Genomic DNA, 16617 nt, shown 5'->3' with positions numbered 1-16617 from the left:
ATCAATGCATTTCTATCGTACGCCTTGGCCCTACTGCAGATCACCTCAAAATCAAACTGGGAGGGCGCGTTAAAAGAATCAATAGCATCTTTCCCAAAAAGGTAAGGGAAGGTGATGCTAACCACGTGTCATAGGGAGCAGGGATAATAGATCGATAAGAGGAGCGAAGAAATGTGGCAATCCGGAAATACAATTGCCACATCCTCTTTTTGGTCACTTCCTATGACGGAGATTCTATCTTTGACTTATTAGGAAGCCGCAAGGTTTTGCTGCAAACGCTCCAAAAACCCTTTCCTTAAGTCTGAGTTAAAAGCCAGTTTGTGCAGCTGTTGAACCACAGGTGCAGGCATTCTTGTAATCCAGAGACGCGCATCACGAATAAACTCAACCACCTCGTCAGACATAACACCAGACGGATCTGACAAAGATTTCAACCTTTCCAATTTTTGAAGGATATTTTTGTCGACGACATTCACCAGCTTGTGCGTCCAGCGCTGTAAAAACAACGTTTGAAGCGCCCCAGAGGCAATCATGGCAACGCCAGCCGCTGGATACCGAATTCCAGCTGGAAAAGTTGGCAATGCGTCATATACGCTTTTCCCCATCGTAAGACCCAAAAGGGTTCCATTAAGCTGATTATAGGTGGTTAGAACTTTCCTGGCTTTAGGGTAACTCGTATAGCCAGAGGAAGTGTTATTGTACAAGGATGACGCCATATCTTCTTGATTCTTATAACCCGTCCAGGAATCATAAAGCTGATGGAGAGAGTTTTTCACCACACTGCGTGAAAGCATGGTTGTAAAAACACTGCCAATGGAGGCCGCCGTGTAGGCAAGACCGCTGCTGGTTCTATCGTCACATCCAAGGGATGTTAATTGAGATTTTGCAGAAGTGCTTATGACTTCGAAAGCAAGGGGACCAACCAGTGCAGCAACACCCTCTGAAAACCATCTTAAACCCCTTCTTACCAAAGGCTGTTTTTGTACTCTGACGGGTTCCTCTCTGGACTCTTGTAAAGGCAGCACTACAGATTCTGCCGCTTTTGCAGAATCAAACATGACAAATAACATCTCATAAAGCTTTGCTTCCGACATCTGATCCGTTGCAAAAGAAAATTCTTGAGCTTTGTTTTTCCGTTGGTCAGGGGAAAGCTCTAACCATTTCGTAATAGAATTTTGAGACAGATCTAGCAAAATGGATCGGCAACGGGCCGTATCGGGGTCATCTCCATTCAGGTGACGATCTATTTTGGAATGGACATAAGATGTTGAAGAGTCAAGGAGTGTGTAAAAATTGGACAAATAGTAAAACGACAGTGATGTGTTCAGAAGGAACCCTCCATATACGCCTGTTTGTTGAAATCTTTGTACTAAACTGTATAATTTTGGAAGAGTTGCAATCCCTGCGCCGGCACCTAAAACTACTGAGGCTACCGTAGCCAAAGTTGAGTTTTTGGGATTATACAAAACCCGTTGTCTTCGAGATTTTTTCATTCCCTGTAAGAAATGGCTTAATCGCTGATATCCTTCATAGGTCTGTGCTCCAAGAGAAGGCGTTGCAGTTGCAAGCATAAACAAATATAAAAACCCCGTTTGTGCTAAGTCACTCGCATTACCATTGTTAATGGCTTGATATGGATAATAATTTTCTTTACCAAAGATTTGCTTGAAAAGGGTAAAATTGAATAATCCAATGGTTGTATCACTGATATCATAAGACAGATAACACAATCCCGCCCTCAAGCCCAATTTCAACCATCCTTTCGGCGTCAAAAATAAATCCTTAACCGTTGTCACATCCATCATATTTTTAAAAACAGAATCACTGACATTGTAAGGCCGATAGATTGTCTTGCTTAAGGCTGCTCCGTAAGCTTTCAACAGCTCTACATCGTCCTGTGTCATAGTCTGCACCAGCGCATCCCTTCGAACCTGCACCCCTTGAGGCGGCAACGGACTCTCCATATTAATCGTCATCTGAATTCCGCTTGGACTTGTGGTAAGTTGAGGGCTGCTTATGGTTGACCTTTCAGCGCTTACGCCTGCATACTGTGACAAAGGAACCACTTTATTGGGACGGACTTTATTAGCCAAAGGAGCTGGAGAACTTAATGGCATAAAAGACTGATCCGACGGAATTGACGATGAAATGTGAATCGTCAGATGGGGCTCTTGGGATTTTTTCTCTTCTGACGCATAAGCAGACGATGCAATCCATAAGGCGCCTCCCATAAGAAGAAGGGTTGCAAGTTTTGTTGATCCATACCGATGATTACGTTCCATATGTTCTCTCCTTGGGAAGATATAATCACGCATCAAAAAGGGGCAACTTTTGCGCCATTCGTTGAATACGTGATATTATTACTTTGCTCTAGAAGGGCATATGGTGAATTAATTTTAAAAATTCAACCTCTTATTTCAAAAAAAAAGAGATTTACTTTCTATATCCAATTCAAATAATTTTGCGGGATTTTTATGATAGATATTTTTTCCAAAAACAAGGTCGATTCCGTAAATCACTTGAATGGCATATGGAATGATGCCGCCTGATCGGTCTGAGTTTGATCCTCTCTGGCCAATAAACCAGGTGGGCATCGTAAATATTAAGACCACGGTCTTAACAGGGACGATTCCCGAGAATAAAAGTTGGGCCAAGGGAATACGCCTCATAACCAGAACTGCAGCATCATCTTTATTTCTACCATAGTTCCGTTTACATTTGGTTAAAAAAGAGGGACCTATCGTGAAGGCCCATTTCCTGATAATAATTCCTTATGACTTTTTCTTCCCCCCGTTTTGTCCATCTTCGCCTTCACAGTGCCTATTCTTTGGCCGAGGGGGCCTTGCCTATTAAGCTGATACCACAATTGTGTCAAAAAAATAAAATGCCTGCGGTGGCGATTACCGATACGGCGAATCTTTTTGGGGCTTTGGAATTTGCCACCACATGTGCCAAATCTGGTATTCAACCCATGATTGGGTGTCAGGTTAACCTGTACCTGGAGGCTTTATCGGGTTATGCCCCCCTGGTTCTTTTGGTGCAATCAGAGCAGGGGTATAGACATCTTTTAAAGATTGTTTCGGATTCATATTTGAACCCCCTGACAGGTACCGACAAACCGGTTGTTTCGTTGACTGATTTGCAAGGGCGATCAACCGGATTGATTTTGTTGACGGGCGGACATAAGGGGCCCCTTGGGCGGTTAATCAGCCAAGACCCAGATGCAGTTCCTGATTTCGTGACAACCTTAAAAACGTTGTTTGAAGACAGAATTTACATCGAATTGGCGCGTCATGGTCTGGCAGAACAACAGCGGCTTGAGCCTAAGTTTTTAGAGCTGGCCTTAGACCATAACCTGCCAATTGTGGCCACGAATGATGTCTTTTTTGACCAACGTGATATGTATCAGGCCCATGATGCGTTGCTATGTATCGCAGACGGTCGCTATGTCAGCGAGAATGATCGCAATCGCGTCACGGCGGAGCATTATTTTAAGTCAGCTGATGAAATGGAAACGCTGTTCAAAGACTTACCAGAGGCTGTGGAAAACACTGTTTTAATCGCCCAACGATGCCATTTCATGCCAGCAGGCCAGGCGCCCATTTTGCCCCCTTTTCCAACAGTAACAGGCCGGGGTGAGCAGGAAGAATTGCGCGAGGAGGCCGAGGCTGGTTTGGAAAAACGGCTGAAAGAGGAAGTTTTCCCTCGATTCAAAAATGAAGAAATCCATGCCAAAGTTCGGGACGATTATTATGAACGCCTGAATTATGAATTCGACATTATCAGTCGCATGGGATTTGCTGGGTATTTTTTGATTGTGGCTGATTTTATCCAATGGGCCAAATCCCAAAATATCCCCGTGGGGCCAGGTCGTGGGTCGGGGGCGGGGTCGTTGGTCGCATGGTCGTTGACCATCACTGATATGGACCCCATTCATTTTGGCCTTATTTTCGAACGGTTCTTAAACCCAGAACGCGTCTCCATGCCGGACTTTGATATCGATTTTTGCCAAGACCGCCGGGACGAAGTGATTCAGTATGTGCGGCGTAAATATGGTGACGATCGAGTTGCCCATATTATCACCTTTGGTAAATTGCAGGCCCGGGCTGTGTTGCGGGATGTAGGGCGGGTTTTGCAAATGCCCTATGGGCAGGTTGACCGCCTTTGCAAAATGATTCCCAACAACCCCGCCAACCCGGTCAGTTTGCAGCAAGCCCTTGAGCTGGAGCCAAGTTTAAAACAACAAAGGGAACAAGACGAAACGGTGGGGAACCTGATCGACATTGGCATTCGGTTGGAGGGGTTATACCGGCACGCCTCCACCCACGCGGCCGGCGTCGTCATTGGTGATCGCCCTTTATGGGAATTGGTGCCGTTGTACAAGGACGAGCGGTCAGAACTACCAGCGACCCAGTTCAGCATGAAATATGTGGAAGAGGCCGGCCTGCTGAAGTTTGACTTTTTGGGGTTGAAAACGCTGACGGTTATTGAACGGTGCAGCCAGCTGATTCGAGCCCGTGGTATTCCCTTTCAAATCAATAAAGTTCCCTTGGATGACCCCAAGACGTTCGACCTTTTGTGCCGGGTGGAGGTAGTCGGCGTGTTCCAGGTGGAAAGTGCGGGCATGCGCGATGTGCTAAGGCGCCTGAAGCCAGATCGGTTTGAAGACATCGTGGCGTTGGTCGCCCTGTATCGGCCGGGCCCCATGGATGATATTCCGCGTTATCTTTCCTGCAAACATGGCGAGGAGGAGGTGCGGTACCTGCACCCCGCCTTGCAGCCCATTCTGGAGCCCACCTATGGAGTGATGGTTTACCAAGAACAGGTGATGAAAATTGCGCAGGTTCTAGGTGGATATACATTGGGGGCCGCGGATTTGTTGCGGCGCGCCATGGGTAAAAAGATTAAGTCCGAGATGGATGCCCAACGGGATTTGTTTGTGGCGGGGGCCATTAAGGATGGCGTTGATAAGGGCGTGGCAGCCCAGATTTTTGATCAGATGGCCAAATTCGCAGGGTATGGGTTTAACAAGTCACACTCGGCCCCGTATGCTTTGTTGACGTATCACACGGCGTATTTAAAGGCCAATTATCCGTTGGAATTCTTTGCCGCCACCATGACTTATGACATGCACAACACCGATAAGTTGACCCTTTATCGCCAAGATTTGTTGCGCGCAGACATGCCCTTGTTTCCGCCTGATGTGAATCATTCCATGGCTACGTTTGCAGTGGAGAATAACGGCATTCGGTATGCTTTGGCGGCGATCAAGAATGTAGGGCTGCAGGCTATGGAAAGCCTGGTGGCGGAGCGTGTGGCGAATGGGCCTTTTAAAAATCTTGCTGATTTTACGGCCCGCCTTGATGGTAAAACGGTCAATAAGCGCCAGTTGGAAAACCTGATTGCGGCGGGGGCGTTGGACAGTTTGCTTCAGGCTGAAAATATTAACCGCCGGCAAGTTTTTGAGGGGGTTGATTTTCTGTTAAGCCAAAATCATTTAAGGAGGCAGGAAAAGGCGAACAAGCAAACGTTACTGTTTGGCGGCAGCCAGCAGGCGCCAATCACCATAACGTTGCCGAATGTCAGGGCCTGGGGATTGTTGGAAAGTCTGCAAAAGGAGTTTGAGGCCCTGGGCTTTTTCCAAAGTGCCCACCCTTTGGATATTTATAAAGACAGCTTGGCTATCCTGAAGTTAACAAACAGCGCAGACTTGGCAGCAAAGGCCACGGAAAGTCTGGCTGCGGTTAATGTGGCCGGTATTATTTTGTTTAAACAGGAACGCACATCAAAGAATGGGCAAAAGTTCGCCTTTGTGGGTTTATCAGACACCACCGGTGTTTATGAAATTGCCTTATTTTCTGAAATTTACCAACAAACCCGTGATCTTTTAACCCCGGGTACAGCTGTTTATGTGGCTGCTGGCCTTCGGGCAGAGGGGGAAAGCTATCGTCTAACCGCACAAAGCTTGGAATTGCTGGACCAAAAAACGCAATCGCAATCGGTGGTCTTGACGGTAAATCAACGTTTTGATGTTCAGGCTTTGAAAGACTTTTTGCAAACCTGCCCCACCGGCAAAACAAAAATAAAATTGGACATAACGTTGCCAGACTTACCCCCCGCAAGAATGACCTTGCCAGGGGGGTATCATTTAAACGCTGATCAACGCAGCCAACTGTTTAGTTTTTGTAATACTTAACAAAGACCGTTTGCCGCCGCATCATCAGCGCTCATGCCATTCTCTGCCCCTGCCAGTTCACAAGGGGATTGTTGGGCTTTTTTTCTTGGCGGTGCGACGTCTTCATCGGCCGCAGCATCATCCATGGCTACGTCCTGATCATCCTGTTCAACTACACGAGCAGTTTTTTTGGCATTTTTGCGTGGTGGAAGGGGGGCCTCTTCTTCGGCCAAACTATCATCATCTATCATTTCGTCTTCATCGACAGGCGGAGGAGGGGCTTTTTTGGTAGTCTTCTTTTTGCGAACCGGCTTCTCTTCTTCATCTTCGTCCTGTGGCTTAACTTTGGAAGCCACTGCTTTACGCGCGTTTTTAATGGTATTGCCCGCAAAGTCTGAAGCACCTTTCTTTACGTCTTTATAGGCGCCTTTAACATCATCAAAAAAGCCACTGCAAGCAGGCGTCACTGCCAACCCCTGCAAGCCAAATAATATGGCGCAGGTTGACATAATTTTCATGGTTAACTTCATAATTTATTCCTTACCAGAATTATTCTGTATTTTTATATTACAATTCAATAATTAAAATACCGTTAACAAGTTTCTAAAATATTTCTTGAGATTTTTTTGGGTTTTTTCTTTAACATATTGTTAATTTTTTTACTGTACAAACACTACATAGGCCAAAACAGAGAAAGGTTTCCATTTATGTACGTTGTATCTAAAATGCTGCTTTTGTTTACAGGCATTGGTTGCATTATAGCACCCGATCATTTGCAGGCACGTGTCAGCCTAGATCGAGATGACCTCTATGTCGATAATCTTATGCCCTCACCCCCAGCCATCTCTTCCCTTTTAGTGAGAAGAGGTATCATGAGGACTCTGGCTATTACCCCCGCTGCCCCGCCTTCTAGCCTTTTGCCAGAGGAAGCCAGGACACCGGCAGTATCGATGACGCCCAAGGAACAGGCAACGTGCACAGCAATGAGCATAAGCCCTTCGTCTGATCTGAAAGAGGAGGCAGGATAAACAAAAGGCTTCTTTGTTATGCCTTTGTAATATTGATGCTTTTCAGGAAGCACCTTAATACTCTTGAATCGTCTAAGATGCAGTTTCTAAAGATTATTTAGCTTGATCTGCCGGTGGGGTGAATTTTGCTTCAGTATCTGCAGGCATAATGGATAAACGTGAACGACGTTTGGCCTCCATCATTTTCAGAAACGCTCTTAAAACTTCTTCGCCTGTGTATGTCAGACGAAAATTAAGGGCGAGATTTTTGCAAAATACAAACGCATGGTAATCAATTTCAATTTTGAGAGACTTATTTTTTTCTGGAAAAATGAGTGTCCATATGACTTTACTTGAACTCTCAAGGCCCGCCTCCTCCATTCCATAAAAACCATTCCCAAAATGGACAAGTGACGTTGAATCTAAGCTTGCCTCGATGGGAGTTTGAATTGAGGGTTTAGGAATCTTCGGTTTGTCTACCAACGGGTCAACACATTTTGCCAACTCAGCTTGATCCGCTTTATCCACCAACAAAACGGTTGCAACATTGATGCTTTTAAAAAACAAACCCAGCACCCTTGAATCGTCTGACATCCCAAGTCCTAGGGGTGAGTTTGTTTGATCAACGTCCAAGGTGAATTTTGATACGGTATCTGTGGGTGTGTATGTAAACGTGAACGGAGTTTGGTCTTCATCGTGTTCTGCTGTGCCCTTAAATACTTCTTTGCTTGCATCTGTTAGGCGAAAATTAAGGGTGGGGTTTTTGCAAGATACGAAGGCATGGTAATCAATGCTAATTTTATAAGGTTTGGATTTTTCTGGAAAAGTGAGTGTCCATGTGGCTTTGTTCGAACTCCAAAGCCCCGGCTCCTCCATATCATAAAAACCATCCCCAAAAAGAACGGGTGACGTTGAATCAAAGTTTTTTCCTAAGGGAATATGGATTAACGGTTTAGGAGAATCTGAGTTGTCTATCAAGTGGTCGACGCACTTCATCAACCCAGCATGATCCCCCTTGTCCATTAAAAGAACGATAGGCTTTAAAAGCCCCTGGTGTTTCAAATATTCTGACACAACATGCTCGGATGTTTTTAAGGGGAAAACGTGTCTTTTTTGGGGGTCGCTAACAATCAAAGGCAGCCCATCACTATCTTCGATGATGGTACGATCTATTGTGTGATGGGATCCAAAAAATACATAAAATTCACACGAATTAAAATTTCTTGGCGCGTTAAAAATAGGCTGCAGGTTCAATAGTTCTCGCCATCTTGCATGGCCTGCTCTGTCTATGTCTTTAAATTGAAATCGTGGAGCAAAGGCTAGCACACGGTTGGCTTTCAATTGTTCTGAGAATAAGACGGCCCCATATCCCCCCATAGAAAGTCCATAAGTGATAACATTTTCATAAGATCGACCTTGAATGTATTTATTGATGATGTCTAAAACTGGTTGCATTTCAGGGGTTTGATACCAATGATTGGCTAGGTTGATAACGTTTATGGCATCAATGCGATTCTTACTGAGGAACGGCTGGCCCCATCGGTCGTTGCCTGGCTTAAAATGAGTTTGGCTGTGGTCTTGTAATGTGCAGCCCCATTGAGGGTCTTTTAGGGCGCTAAAACACACCCATATATTCTTGGAACCAAACGAAGTCGCCTCAACCAAAACATCTTTACCGTTATAAAGAATCTCAGAAGATTTTGAGGACGTTATGAAATAAAATAATGTCAACAATCCAAATATTATTTCCCTCATGAAAGGCATCCAAATCTATTATAATAATTAATTATATAGTCAGCCTTGGATGGTAAATATTTGATTAAAATCAAATATCAAATACATGGAAAGAATGATTGACAGACGTTTATCATACTTTTGTAATATTAATGCTTTTCAGAAATAAACCCAACACCCTTGAATCTTCTGAGATGCCAAGTTCTAGGGGTGATTTGGCTTGATCAATTTCTAAGGTGAATTTCGATATATTATCTGTAGGTATATAGGTGAAACTGAAGGATGGTTGGTTCTTTCCATATTCTGAAATGCCTTTAAATATCTCAACACTCCCATTTCTAAGACGAAACCCAAGGCTAGGGTTTTCAGATGGCACAAAGATATCGTAATTAATATCAATTTTGTATTTTTTGGCTTTTTCTGGAAGAGCAATGCTGAACGAAGCCTTGCTGCTACTCCAAACACCTTCTTCTTCCATCTCATGAAAACCATCTTCTAAATTAATTGGTGAGCTTAAATCAAAACTTTTTCCCAAAGAAATAGTGCCCATTCTAGAAGTGATCTCAAAGACGCCGAATCGAGAGATGTAAAGACCAAGTTCCCGCGTATCATTACCAACTCCGCACTCTTTTGGACTTAGAGGATTCTCAATCAAAATTTCAAAAATTTCCTCAGGTTGCTTCATTTCTGTTATAAAACCAAATTTCTTTTTCTCTGGATTAAAGAAGCTTAAAGAAGTGATCAACCCAATTTTTTGTTCTTTTTTGAACGAAAATTTTAATTGATCGTATGGGGCCGGCCGGAATGGAGAAGCTTCAAAGTAACAACGTATTAGTTGAGAATTTTGAGGCTTATAAATTCTAAATTGAGCTTTTTTACCGATTGTCCAAACCCCCTGAGGTTCCAGAACCCCGAACGAACTTACTAGGTCGGCAGGCAAAGAAAGGCTTTTGTCAATTTGGTTGAAGGGAACTACTTGATTATACGTTAAAGAACTTCGGTTAAGGCTTTTTTTCACCGGAAACAGACATGTCGCACAGGTCTTTCCGCCAAATATCGAAGTTAGATTATAGTGTTTATAAATATTTTCAAAATATTCAGAAAGCTTCTCTAGTCTATTGGCAAAATTTACTTTCCACAATGAACTTTCAATTTCTTGTGTTCCATCTACGTTTAATATTGGCTGCATATTTCTTGGAATTTTTACAACTTTCTTCCCGGCGGCAACAATCATTGCATAAGTCCACAAATCATCGTCCGTCGGACACAACGAGAAAAACAGGTCTTTTCTCGGAAAATCTTTGTGAAAAGTATGCGGGGGAATCAATATACCAAATACCCCTTCTGGAACGACATCACTCCTGGCAGCAAATTCGGGAGAGCTAGGTTGCCAGCCGCTAAAATGCCATGATGTTACTGGCAGTATGAAATTTCCTGTCGTCCCCACCACTCTCACATCCGATGCAATAACACAATCGGGATGTTGTCTGTATCCATCCAGCAAATTTTTCAAACGATCCTTTGGATAAATCACATCATCATCCACCGCAACAACCGCAACAACCGCAGCATCGGGGTATTTTTGGATGGTTGGAATAACTTTCAAATAAACTTTTAAATTCTCAGCATTCCAATTAATTTCCAAACCCCGTCGCATTTGTTGCTGAATAAACCACAGCAAGACACGCCCTAGAAACTCTCCTTCGAACAGGTTTAAAACAATCCGGTCGGGTTTTTCTTGTTGCCGCAGCAACGATTCAATTGCCAACCAAGTGGTTGAAAAACGGGCGGGATAGGACGTCAGACTTATGATCACCTCCTCGGCCCGTTTGGTTGCGGTAACGCCGGAGGGTTGCCGGATGAAATCTTGCCAAACGTCATTGCCTTCAACAGCTTGATCACTCAAGAAATACTTTTTATACAATTTCCTCTGATGATCCAGATCTTTTGGGTCGCCTACAAACTCTCTTGGATGAATTGCACTCAATCCAGGATCAGTTCCTACAACCTTAACGGAAAAGGCGCCCTTTTTGGTCGTATTATCAAAAAACACCCCATCCATCCCCACCGGTTTTAATTCAGAAATAAAATTGGGCCACTGGTTGACAGAAACCTGCACACTTTCGCCCGGATTGACCCTTAATATGATCTTCTCCAGCAATGTTAACGTTCTTGGGCTAATTGCGTAATTTTGAGTCCAAAATGATGAAACTGGATCTTTTACATTTTCAAAAATGAAGGTTCCCTGGCCGGTAATACGCTTTTTTTCCTGGGCCTTTAAGGTCTCGATACGCGTCAGCATTGCTTCCACATCAACCGGCCTGCCCAGGCTGTTCACGATCTTAACCGTCTGGGGGCGCGCTTGTTCTAACATCCTATTCATCACGGCTAGATTATCACCACCAGAGCCCATTGCCATGGATGCCGTCATCAACAGGAAAATCACGAAACCACTTTTCTTCATCACGCCATTACCAAAAAATTTAAAAAAACTTACTTTAAATATTTTAGGTTTCAATGAGTAAACAGATAGTTAACAGCCTTTGGAAAATTCCTTGGTTCTGGTCACCTTTCTCTTATGACGTCCCACTCTAACTTAAATAAAATTCAATCGTTTATTAACGTTATTTAAATATATTGCAGTTAAGATCTACGCATATCATAAGTAAAAAGGGAAGCTTAAAAATGTTGTTTTTTTTAAGAAAATTATTTTCTCTATCAATTCTATGCGTCGTTTCGGTGGGACTATTGAATCTGATTTCTGCCAAAATCATGGCCTCCAGCGCCGTTGAAATCCGGGCGAATCCTTATTCACATCCTTCGGCTCTCAAATACCAGACGTATCAATGGGATCCCACGCGCGTTCAGCATGCGATGGAGGAGGCGCTTAAGGACTGTGAAGAACAAAACCCAAATCAAGCAGAATTTCGGAACCAACCAGGGGGCGAGTGTTTTGCAGCCTTGATAGGCTCCAACCATGTGGTACGTCTTACGAAAGGCACAGAGGATTGCAAAGAATTGAACAATGCAAATTTCATTGTCAAAACTTTTTTGGAAAAAAAAATTGATTTTTCAAACGATGGCTTGACTATTTGTTTGCCTGTTCGCTCCTTTTTTCTGACGCCCGCTGATGGTTCCAATGAATACGCCAAACTTTTTATTTTGCCAAAAGCTAAAGGACAGTGTCTGAAAGACTCTGTGTGCCAAGGAACCCATGCCGATTGTATGGGCGATATTTTCTGGTCTGTGGGTCGAACATTGAGCATTTTTCAGATGTACTTTATGAAGGATCATGGCACCCACCTTACCACGGCCATACATGGGGATCTGCACCCGGGAAATATTTTTTACGATCGCAGTGAAATTATGGGAAAGAACCAATGGGATATTTCTTGGATCGACTGCACACATATGCATGTGCAAGATGGAAATCCCCTAAAGGAACTGGGGTATATGATAGCTCAGATGGAATATAATTTCTTGATCGAGGGGATAAAGCTTTCGCAAATTCGATATTTTCAAGAAAAATTTTTAGAAGGCTATACTGCCGGTGTTTCAAAAGACCTTATTCTTAGATTATATGAATCTTCTCATAGTTCCCAATGTTTTGAAGCTAAAGTATTGTTTTTGGCACAAAAGCTTGGTTTCATGGGGGACCCTAAAAAGTTGATAGGCCTCATTCACCAGTTTTTTGGCCGCCATCTTGAGAAGCAAAGTCAGAAAGAAAAAGCAGAGTCAGCCCAACCCATCACCACGATGCCATCTGTTGCCGAACAGCAGGAAGCGGCCATTTCTCAAACACATAGCGATGCTGTAAATATCCCATCAAGTTCAGGGCAGGGCTCCGTTCTTGCTGTGACTGAGCAGGTTGTCGCTGCAGTAGCCGTCCCTGCGTCAGAAAAGTAGTTAACTTTGATAAAACGATCGGCATAGGGCTTTCAACTCTTCACTTTAGGACCAGTTGAAAGCCACTGGAGTCGTGCGGCCATTGTATTTTTCCTGGAAACCCCCGCATCGGCTGGGGCTCTTCCCTATGACGCAACCAGGTTTTAAGATCGTCTTATTGGCCAGCCTTCGGCGACCAGCCCACGTTCATCACATCTAAACCAATTTTGGGGTCAATCTCAGGAGTTGCCAATTTATCCACCCAGTATGCCCATCGAAGGTTATTTTCATAGGACAAGGGAATCTGATAACACATGTGCATGACATACCGATCAAAGGCATGAACGGCCGCCTCTAGGGCTTCTATATCACGGGCGGTTGCGACACCCGTGGCCAAGGCTTCTGCCACTGGATCCTTAACACCAATGTAATTACTGCTTCCTTTAATGTCGGCATTTTTCGCACTGAAATAATAAACCTGTTCATTGCCAGGCGACAGGGTGTTGGTAAAGGCATGAATGATCATGTCAAAGTCAGATTCAATAACGCGGTTTTCATATTGCACGGTATCCATCATGCGAACCGACAAATCAATGCCCAGCTTTTTCAAGCTTTCCTTAAACGAAAGGGCAATCTTTTCCAAGCGCGGATCTTTAATCATAATCTCAAAGGTTAAAGGCTGACCCTTAACGTCGACGCATTTACCGTTTTGTAACGTATATCCGGCCTCTTTCAGTAAAACAGCAGCCCTCGCCAGGTTTTCGCGCTGATCCCCATCACCATTGGTTTGGGCGGGGGTAAAGGGCTGGTCTAGCATCATTTTAAGAAGCTCTGGTTTAATCTTGTCGGCATAATTTTTTAAGATCTTGGCCTCTTTACCGGTGGCCGGCCCTTTATGGGCTAAATAGGTGTTGGCGAACATACTGGATGGGCACAGCATGCTGTTACAAAACACCATTTTGTTCAGGGTGTTAAAATCAAGGGCCAGGGTCAAAGCTTTGCGCAGTTTCCATTCTGCGAAAATAGGCCGACGCATGTTGAAAATGATAGTCCGGACGGTCACAGGTCGTTGGTGTCGAAGTTCGGCCCTTTTCACGTGGCCATCTTTTAGGGCTGCAAAATTATACCCTGATTCCCATTGGTTCGGATTGCCTTCAAAATGGACATCAAATTCACCAGCGCTGAAGGCCTGAAATTGAACCTGGGCATTCTTAAAATATTCGATTTTTATGGTATCAAAATTGTAAAAGCCTTTTTTAACGGGCAAATCTTTACCCCAATAGTTCGGATCCCGTTCCAAGCTGATGGACCGCCCTTGATTGACAGCCCCAACTTTGTAAGGACCACTGCCAATAATTTTTGTAAGGCCGCTGTCGGCAAAGTTAATCGATTCGATCTGGTCTTTCTTTAAAACCCTTAACCCAGCGATGATAAAAGGAAGTTCAGGGTCATATCCGCCAGTTTCCAAGGGTTTTAGAGATATTTTAATCACGTGGGGGTGCAAAATCTCCATTTTCTCAATTCGCGTGTAATGCTGACGATAACGCGGCAGGCCTTTGTCCCTTAATGTCTCGATCGTCGCTTTGACATCAGCGGCTGTAACCGCAGATCCATCATGGAAACGTGCCTTTGGATTTAAATAAAAGGTAATAGATGATGCATCAGCAGCCAATACCACAGCCTGTGCCAACACGGCATAAAAGGTAAAGGGTTCGCTGGCTGACCGTGCCATTAATGGGTCGTAACATTCCAAAATACCCTGGGCACAAATGCCTTTTACAATGTCTTTATTGACGGTATCGAAAGTGCCGATGGTGCTAAGGCGCAAAGTTCCACCCTTAGGAGCATTGGGGTTCGCATGGTTGAAATGGGTAAACCCAGGCTTGTAGGCAGGCTCACCAAAGCGCGCAATCGCCGTTACGGCCGTTGGGGGGATAACCACCTCTGACACTGGTTGCGGTGACACAGATGCTTCGGGCGTTTTCTCTAAGGTCGCTTTTTCAGGCTTGGGACAGGAACATTGTTGATAATAATAGCCAACACCAGCCAGGATTAAAGCACCAAGAATGACAGGCAATTTTGTTTTTAAAGACATTTCGACTGGCTCTGAATTGTAAACTGAATAGTTGTGTTATACCCCATTCAGATGATTTTCGGGGATTTTTTGTGTTTGTGAAGAGGGCTTATTCGCCCCCCTCGTTCCCTTCAGAGGGGGCGTCATGATAGCATGGCGATTGCACTGACATCTCCTCAGCCTAGTTTTTAAAATTACGGTTTCTGCTATTTCCCAAACTTTTGTAGATTGATTTGATTTTGTAGGTTTTGAGAGATCTACTTCCTGTTTTTTTTATTTTTAGACACTATCCTCCCCTTTAAAAGACTTACCGTTTATATCAGTCAATCCGCTCAAACGCGCTTTAAATTGTGGTCAGCGGTTAGAATTTTCAATAAGTATTTGTTGTCCCAGCCTGCTACCTTCCGTCGACAGCTCACCCCTCGTTTATTCGTTTTTTCTTGCTTGAGTAGATTCAAAGCAATACGTCTCATGACAGCCAAATTCTTGGCCGCGTGGCCAACATGCACCTGGTTATGGTCTTCCCTAAAACCTACATCCAAAGACCAGTGCAGGTTAATTTCTATGTTCCAGTGTTTTCTGACAGCAACCATAAACTGATCAATATTTTCATAGGCTAAACTTGTTAGAAAGTAGCGGGTACTACGCTCAACCTGATTATTAGTTGTGCGTGTTGTTTCAAGCATGCCAACACCCTTTAACCCAGGCCAACGAAGTTGAAATACTGCCGGATCGCGTGCTGATACTAATGTATAGCGACGTGTTTCTATGCGACCATGATCATGGATCTTCTCTACTTTCCGTCGATTAAGCATCTTCTTGTACTGACGTGATTCTCCTATATGGAAAATTGCCTTGACCATTTCATGAAGCTTCGGTTGATTATCTTTTAGAGCTAATACGTAGTCTGCACCTTGAATTAAGATCTCTTCAGCAATTGACTGCTGACAACCCATGGCGTCAATGGTGACTGTACTACCAGTAACATCAATCATCTTGAGTAATTTTGGAATGGCTGTAATTTCATTGGATTTTTCATCCGTTTTAACTTGCCCTAAAAGAAGACTTTGATTGCTTGCCCAGGCACTTACAATGTGTAGGGCTTTTTTCTCTTTTCTTCTGTTGCCAGAACCCCGTAGCGTTTTTCCATCAATAGCAATAATCTCAGAATTAACATCGATAGAGAGTGACTTGATCCATGCATAAAAGCAGGATTCAAATTGCTCTGGGTCAAGTATGGAAAACACACGGCCAAAAGTATCATGAGATGGCACACCATTAGGCAGCTCGAGAAATGTTGATAACCAATCGTATTTGGCTTTGCCAAATTCACTAATATCAACCCAGTTATCAGCGCCACAAATTGTGGCCAATATTGTTATTACCAAGATATCGTGCAATTTGTGAAGCTTGTTGTGGTTATCAATACGAGGATCGGCAAGAGGTTCAAAATGTTTGAGGAAAGTATCTGATAACTGCATCCCTGTTTCCTTTTTCTTTATTGAGAAAAAAGAATAATAACAACGGATAGAACAGCAGAAAAGCCGAATAAAAAATTAGGAAATAATTTTTAGAATACTAAACTAATTTTCAGTGCAATCGCCATGGTCATGATAGTGGTGTTATAAGAGCCGTTTTTCCTTGAAACAGGAGAGGACCACCTTTACCATCAAGTGAGTCTAGGGGAATGCACGAACATAGAGGTTTCGTAAGCCGCTTCCTTTAATTATAACATTGGATTT

9 protein-coding genes and 1 other RNA gene are annotated in these 16617 nt (G+C 43.7%); 3 read left to right on the top strand and 7 right to left on the bottom strand.

Annotation, left to right across the window (positions count from 1 at the left end):
• Positions 1-248: 248 nt before the first annotated feature.
• Together EQU50_RS03910 and ssrS are read right to left on the bottom strand one after the other, a co-directional pair.
• A complete protein-coding gene (locus tag EQU50_RS03910; RefSeq protein ID WP_130153842.1) occupies positions 249-2282 on the bottom strand; it encodes a hypothetical protein in 2034 nt (677 codons plus the stop codon).
• Between the two features lie 252 nt (positions 2283-2534).
• Positions 2535-2689: non-coding RNA, 6S RNA (ssrS, locus tag EQU50_RS03905), on the bottom strand.
• Between the two features lie 84 nt (positions 2690-2773).
• Here ssrS and dnaE point away from each other — a divergent pair.
• Entirely contained in the window at positions 2774-6196 is a 3423-nt protein-coding gene (dnaE, locus tag EQU50_RS03900) for a DNA polymerase III subunit alpha (RefSeq protein WP_130153841.1), read from the top strand.
• On the opposite strand, the gene EQU50_RS03895 is transcribed toward dnaE, so the two are convergent.
• Positions 6193-6705, bottom strand: a complete 513-nt coding sequence (locus EQU50_RS03895; protein ID WP_130153840.1) for a hypothetical protein — start codon at positions 6703-6705, stop codon at positions 6193-6195. The genes dnaE and EQU50_RS03895 overlap by 4 nt on opposite strands.
• Positions 6706-6882: 177 nt before the next feature.
• On the opposite strand from EQU50_RS03895, the gene EQU50_RS03890 reads away from it, so the two are divergent.
• Positions 6883-7203 carry a hypothetical protein gene (locus tag EQU50_RS03890; protein ID WP_130153839.1) on the top strand — a complete coding sequence of 107 codons (321 nt, stop codon included), beginning with the start codon at positions 6883-6885 and terminating at the stop codon, positions 7201-7203.
• 93 nt (positions 7204-7296) lie between these two features.
• Here EQU50_RS03890 and EQU50_RS03885 read toward each other — a convergent pair whose 3' ends face one another.
• The gene (locus EQU50_RS03885) at positions 7297-8937 is read right to left on the bottom strand and encodes a hypothetical protein (RefSeq protein ID WP_130153838.1); all 1641 of its coding nucleotides are present in this window, start codon (positions 8935-8937) and stop codon (positions 7297-7299) included.
• 112 nt (positions 8938-9049) lie between these two features.
• Complete coding sequence (locus EQU50_RS03880) at positions 9050-11380, bottom strand: hypothetical protein (protein ID WP_130153837.1); 2331 nt, start codon at positions 11378-11380, stop codon at positions 9050-9052.
• 284 nt (positions 11381-11664) lie between these two features.
• Between EQU50_RS03880 and EQU50_RS03875 the strand changes: the two genes are divergently transcribed.
• Positions 11665-12822: a phosphotransferase family protein gene (locus EQU50_RS03875; protein ID WP_130153836.1), complete on the top strand. Its 1158-nt coding sequence runs from the start codon at positions 11665-11667 to the stop codon at positions 12820-12822.
• Positions 12823-12976: 154 nt separating this feature from the next.
• On the opposite strand, the gene EQU50_RS03870 is transcribed toward EQU50_RS03875, so the two are convergent.
• Both EQU50_RS03870 and EQU50_RS03865 read right to left on the bottom strand, forming a co-directional pair.
• Entirely contained in the window at positions 12977-14896 is a 1920-nt protein-coding gene (locus EQU50_RS03870; RefSeq protein ID WP_130153835.1) for an extracellular solute-binding protein, read from the bottom strand.
• Between the two features lie 311 nt (positions 14897-15207).
• Positions 15208-16356, bottom strand: a complete 1149-nt coding sequence (locus EQU50_RS03865; protein ID WP_130153184.1) for an ISAs1 family transposase — start codon at positions 16354-16356, stop codon at positions 15208-15210.
• Between the last annotated feature and the right edge of the window lie 261 nt (positions 16357-16617).

This window comes from Candidatus Finniella inopinata (assembly GCF_004210305.1).
GTDB classification, from domain to species: domain Bacteria; phylum Pseudomonadota; class Alphaproteobacteria; order Paracaedibacterales; family CAIULA01; genus Finniella; species Finniella inopinata_A.
This window is presented reverse-complemented; position numbering and strand designations above follow the sequence as displayed.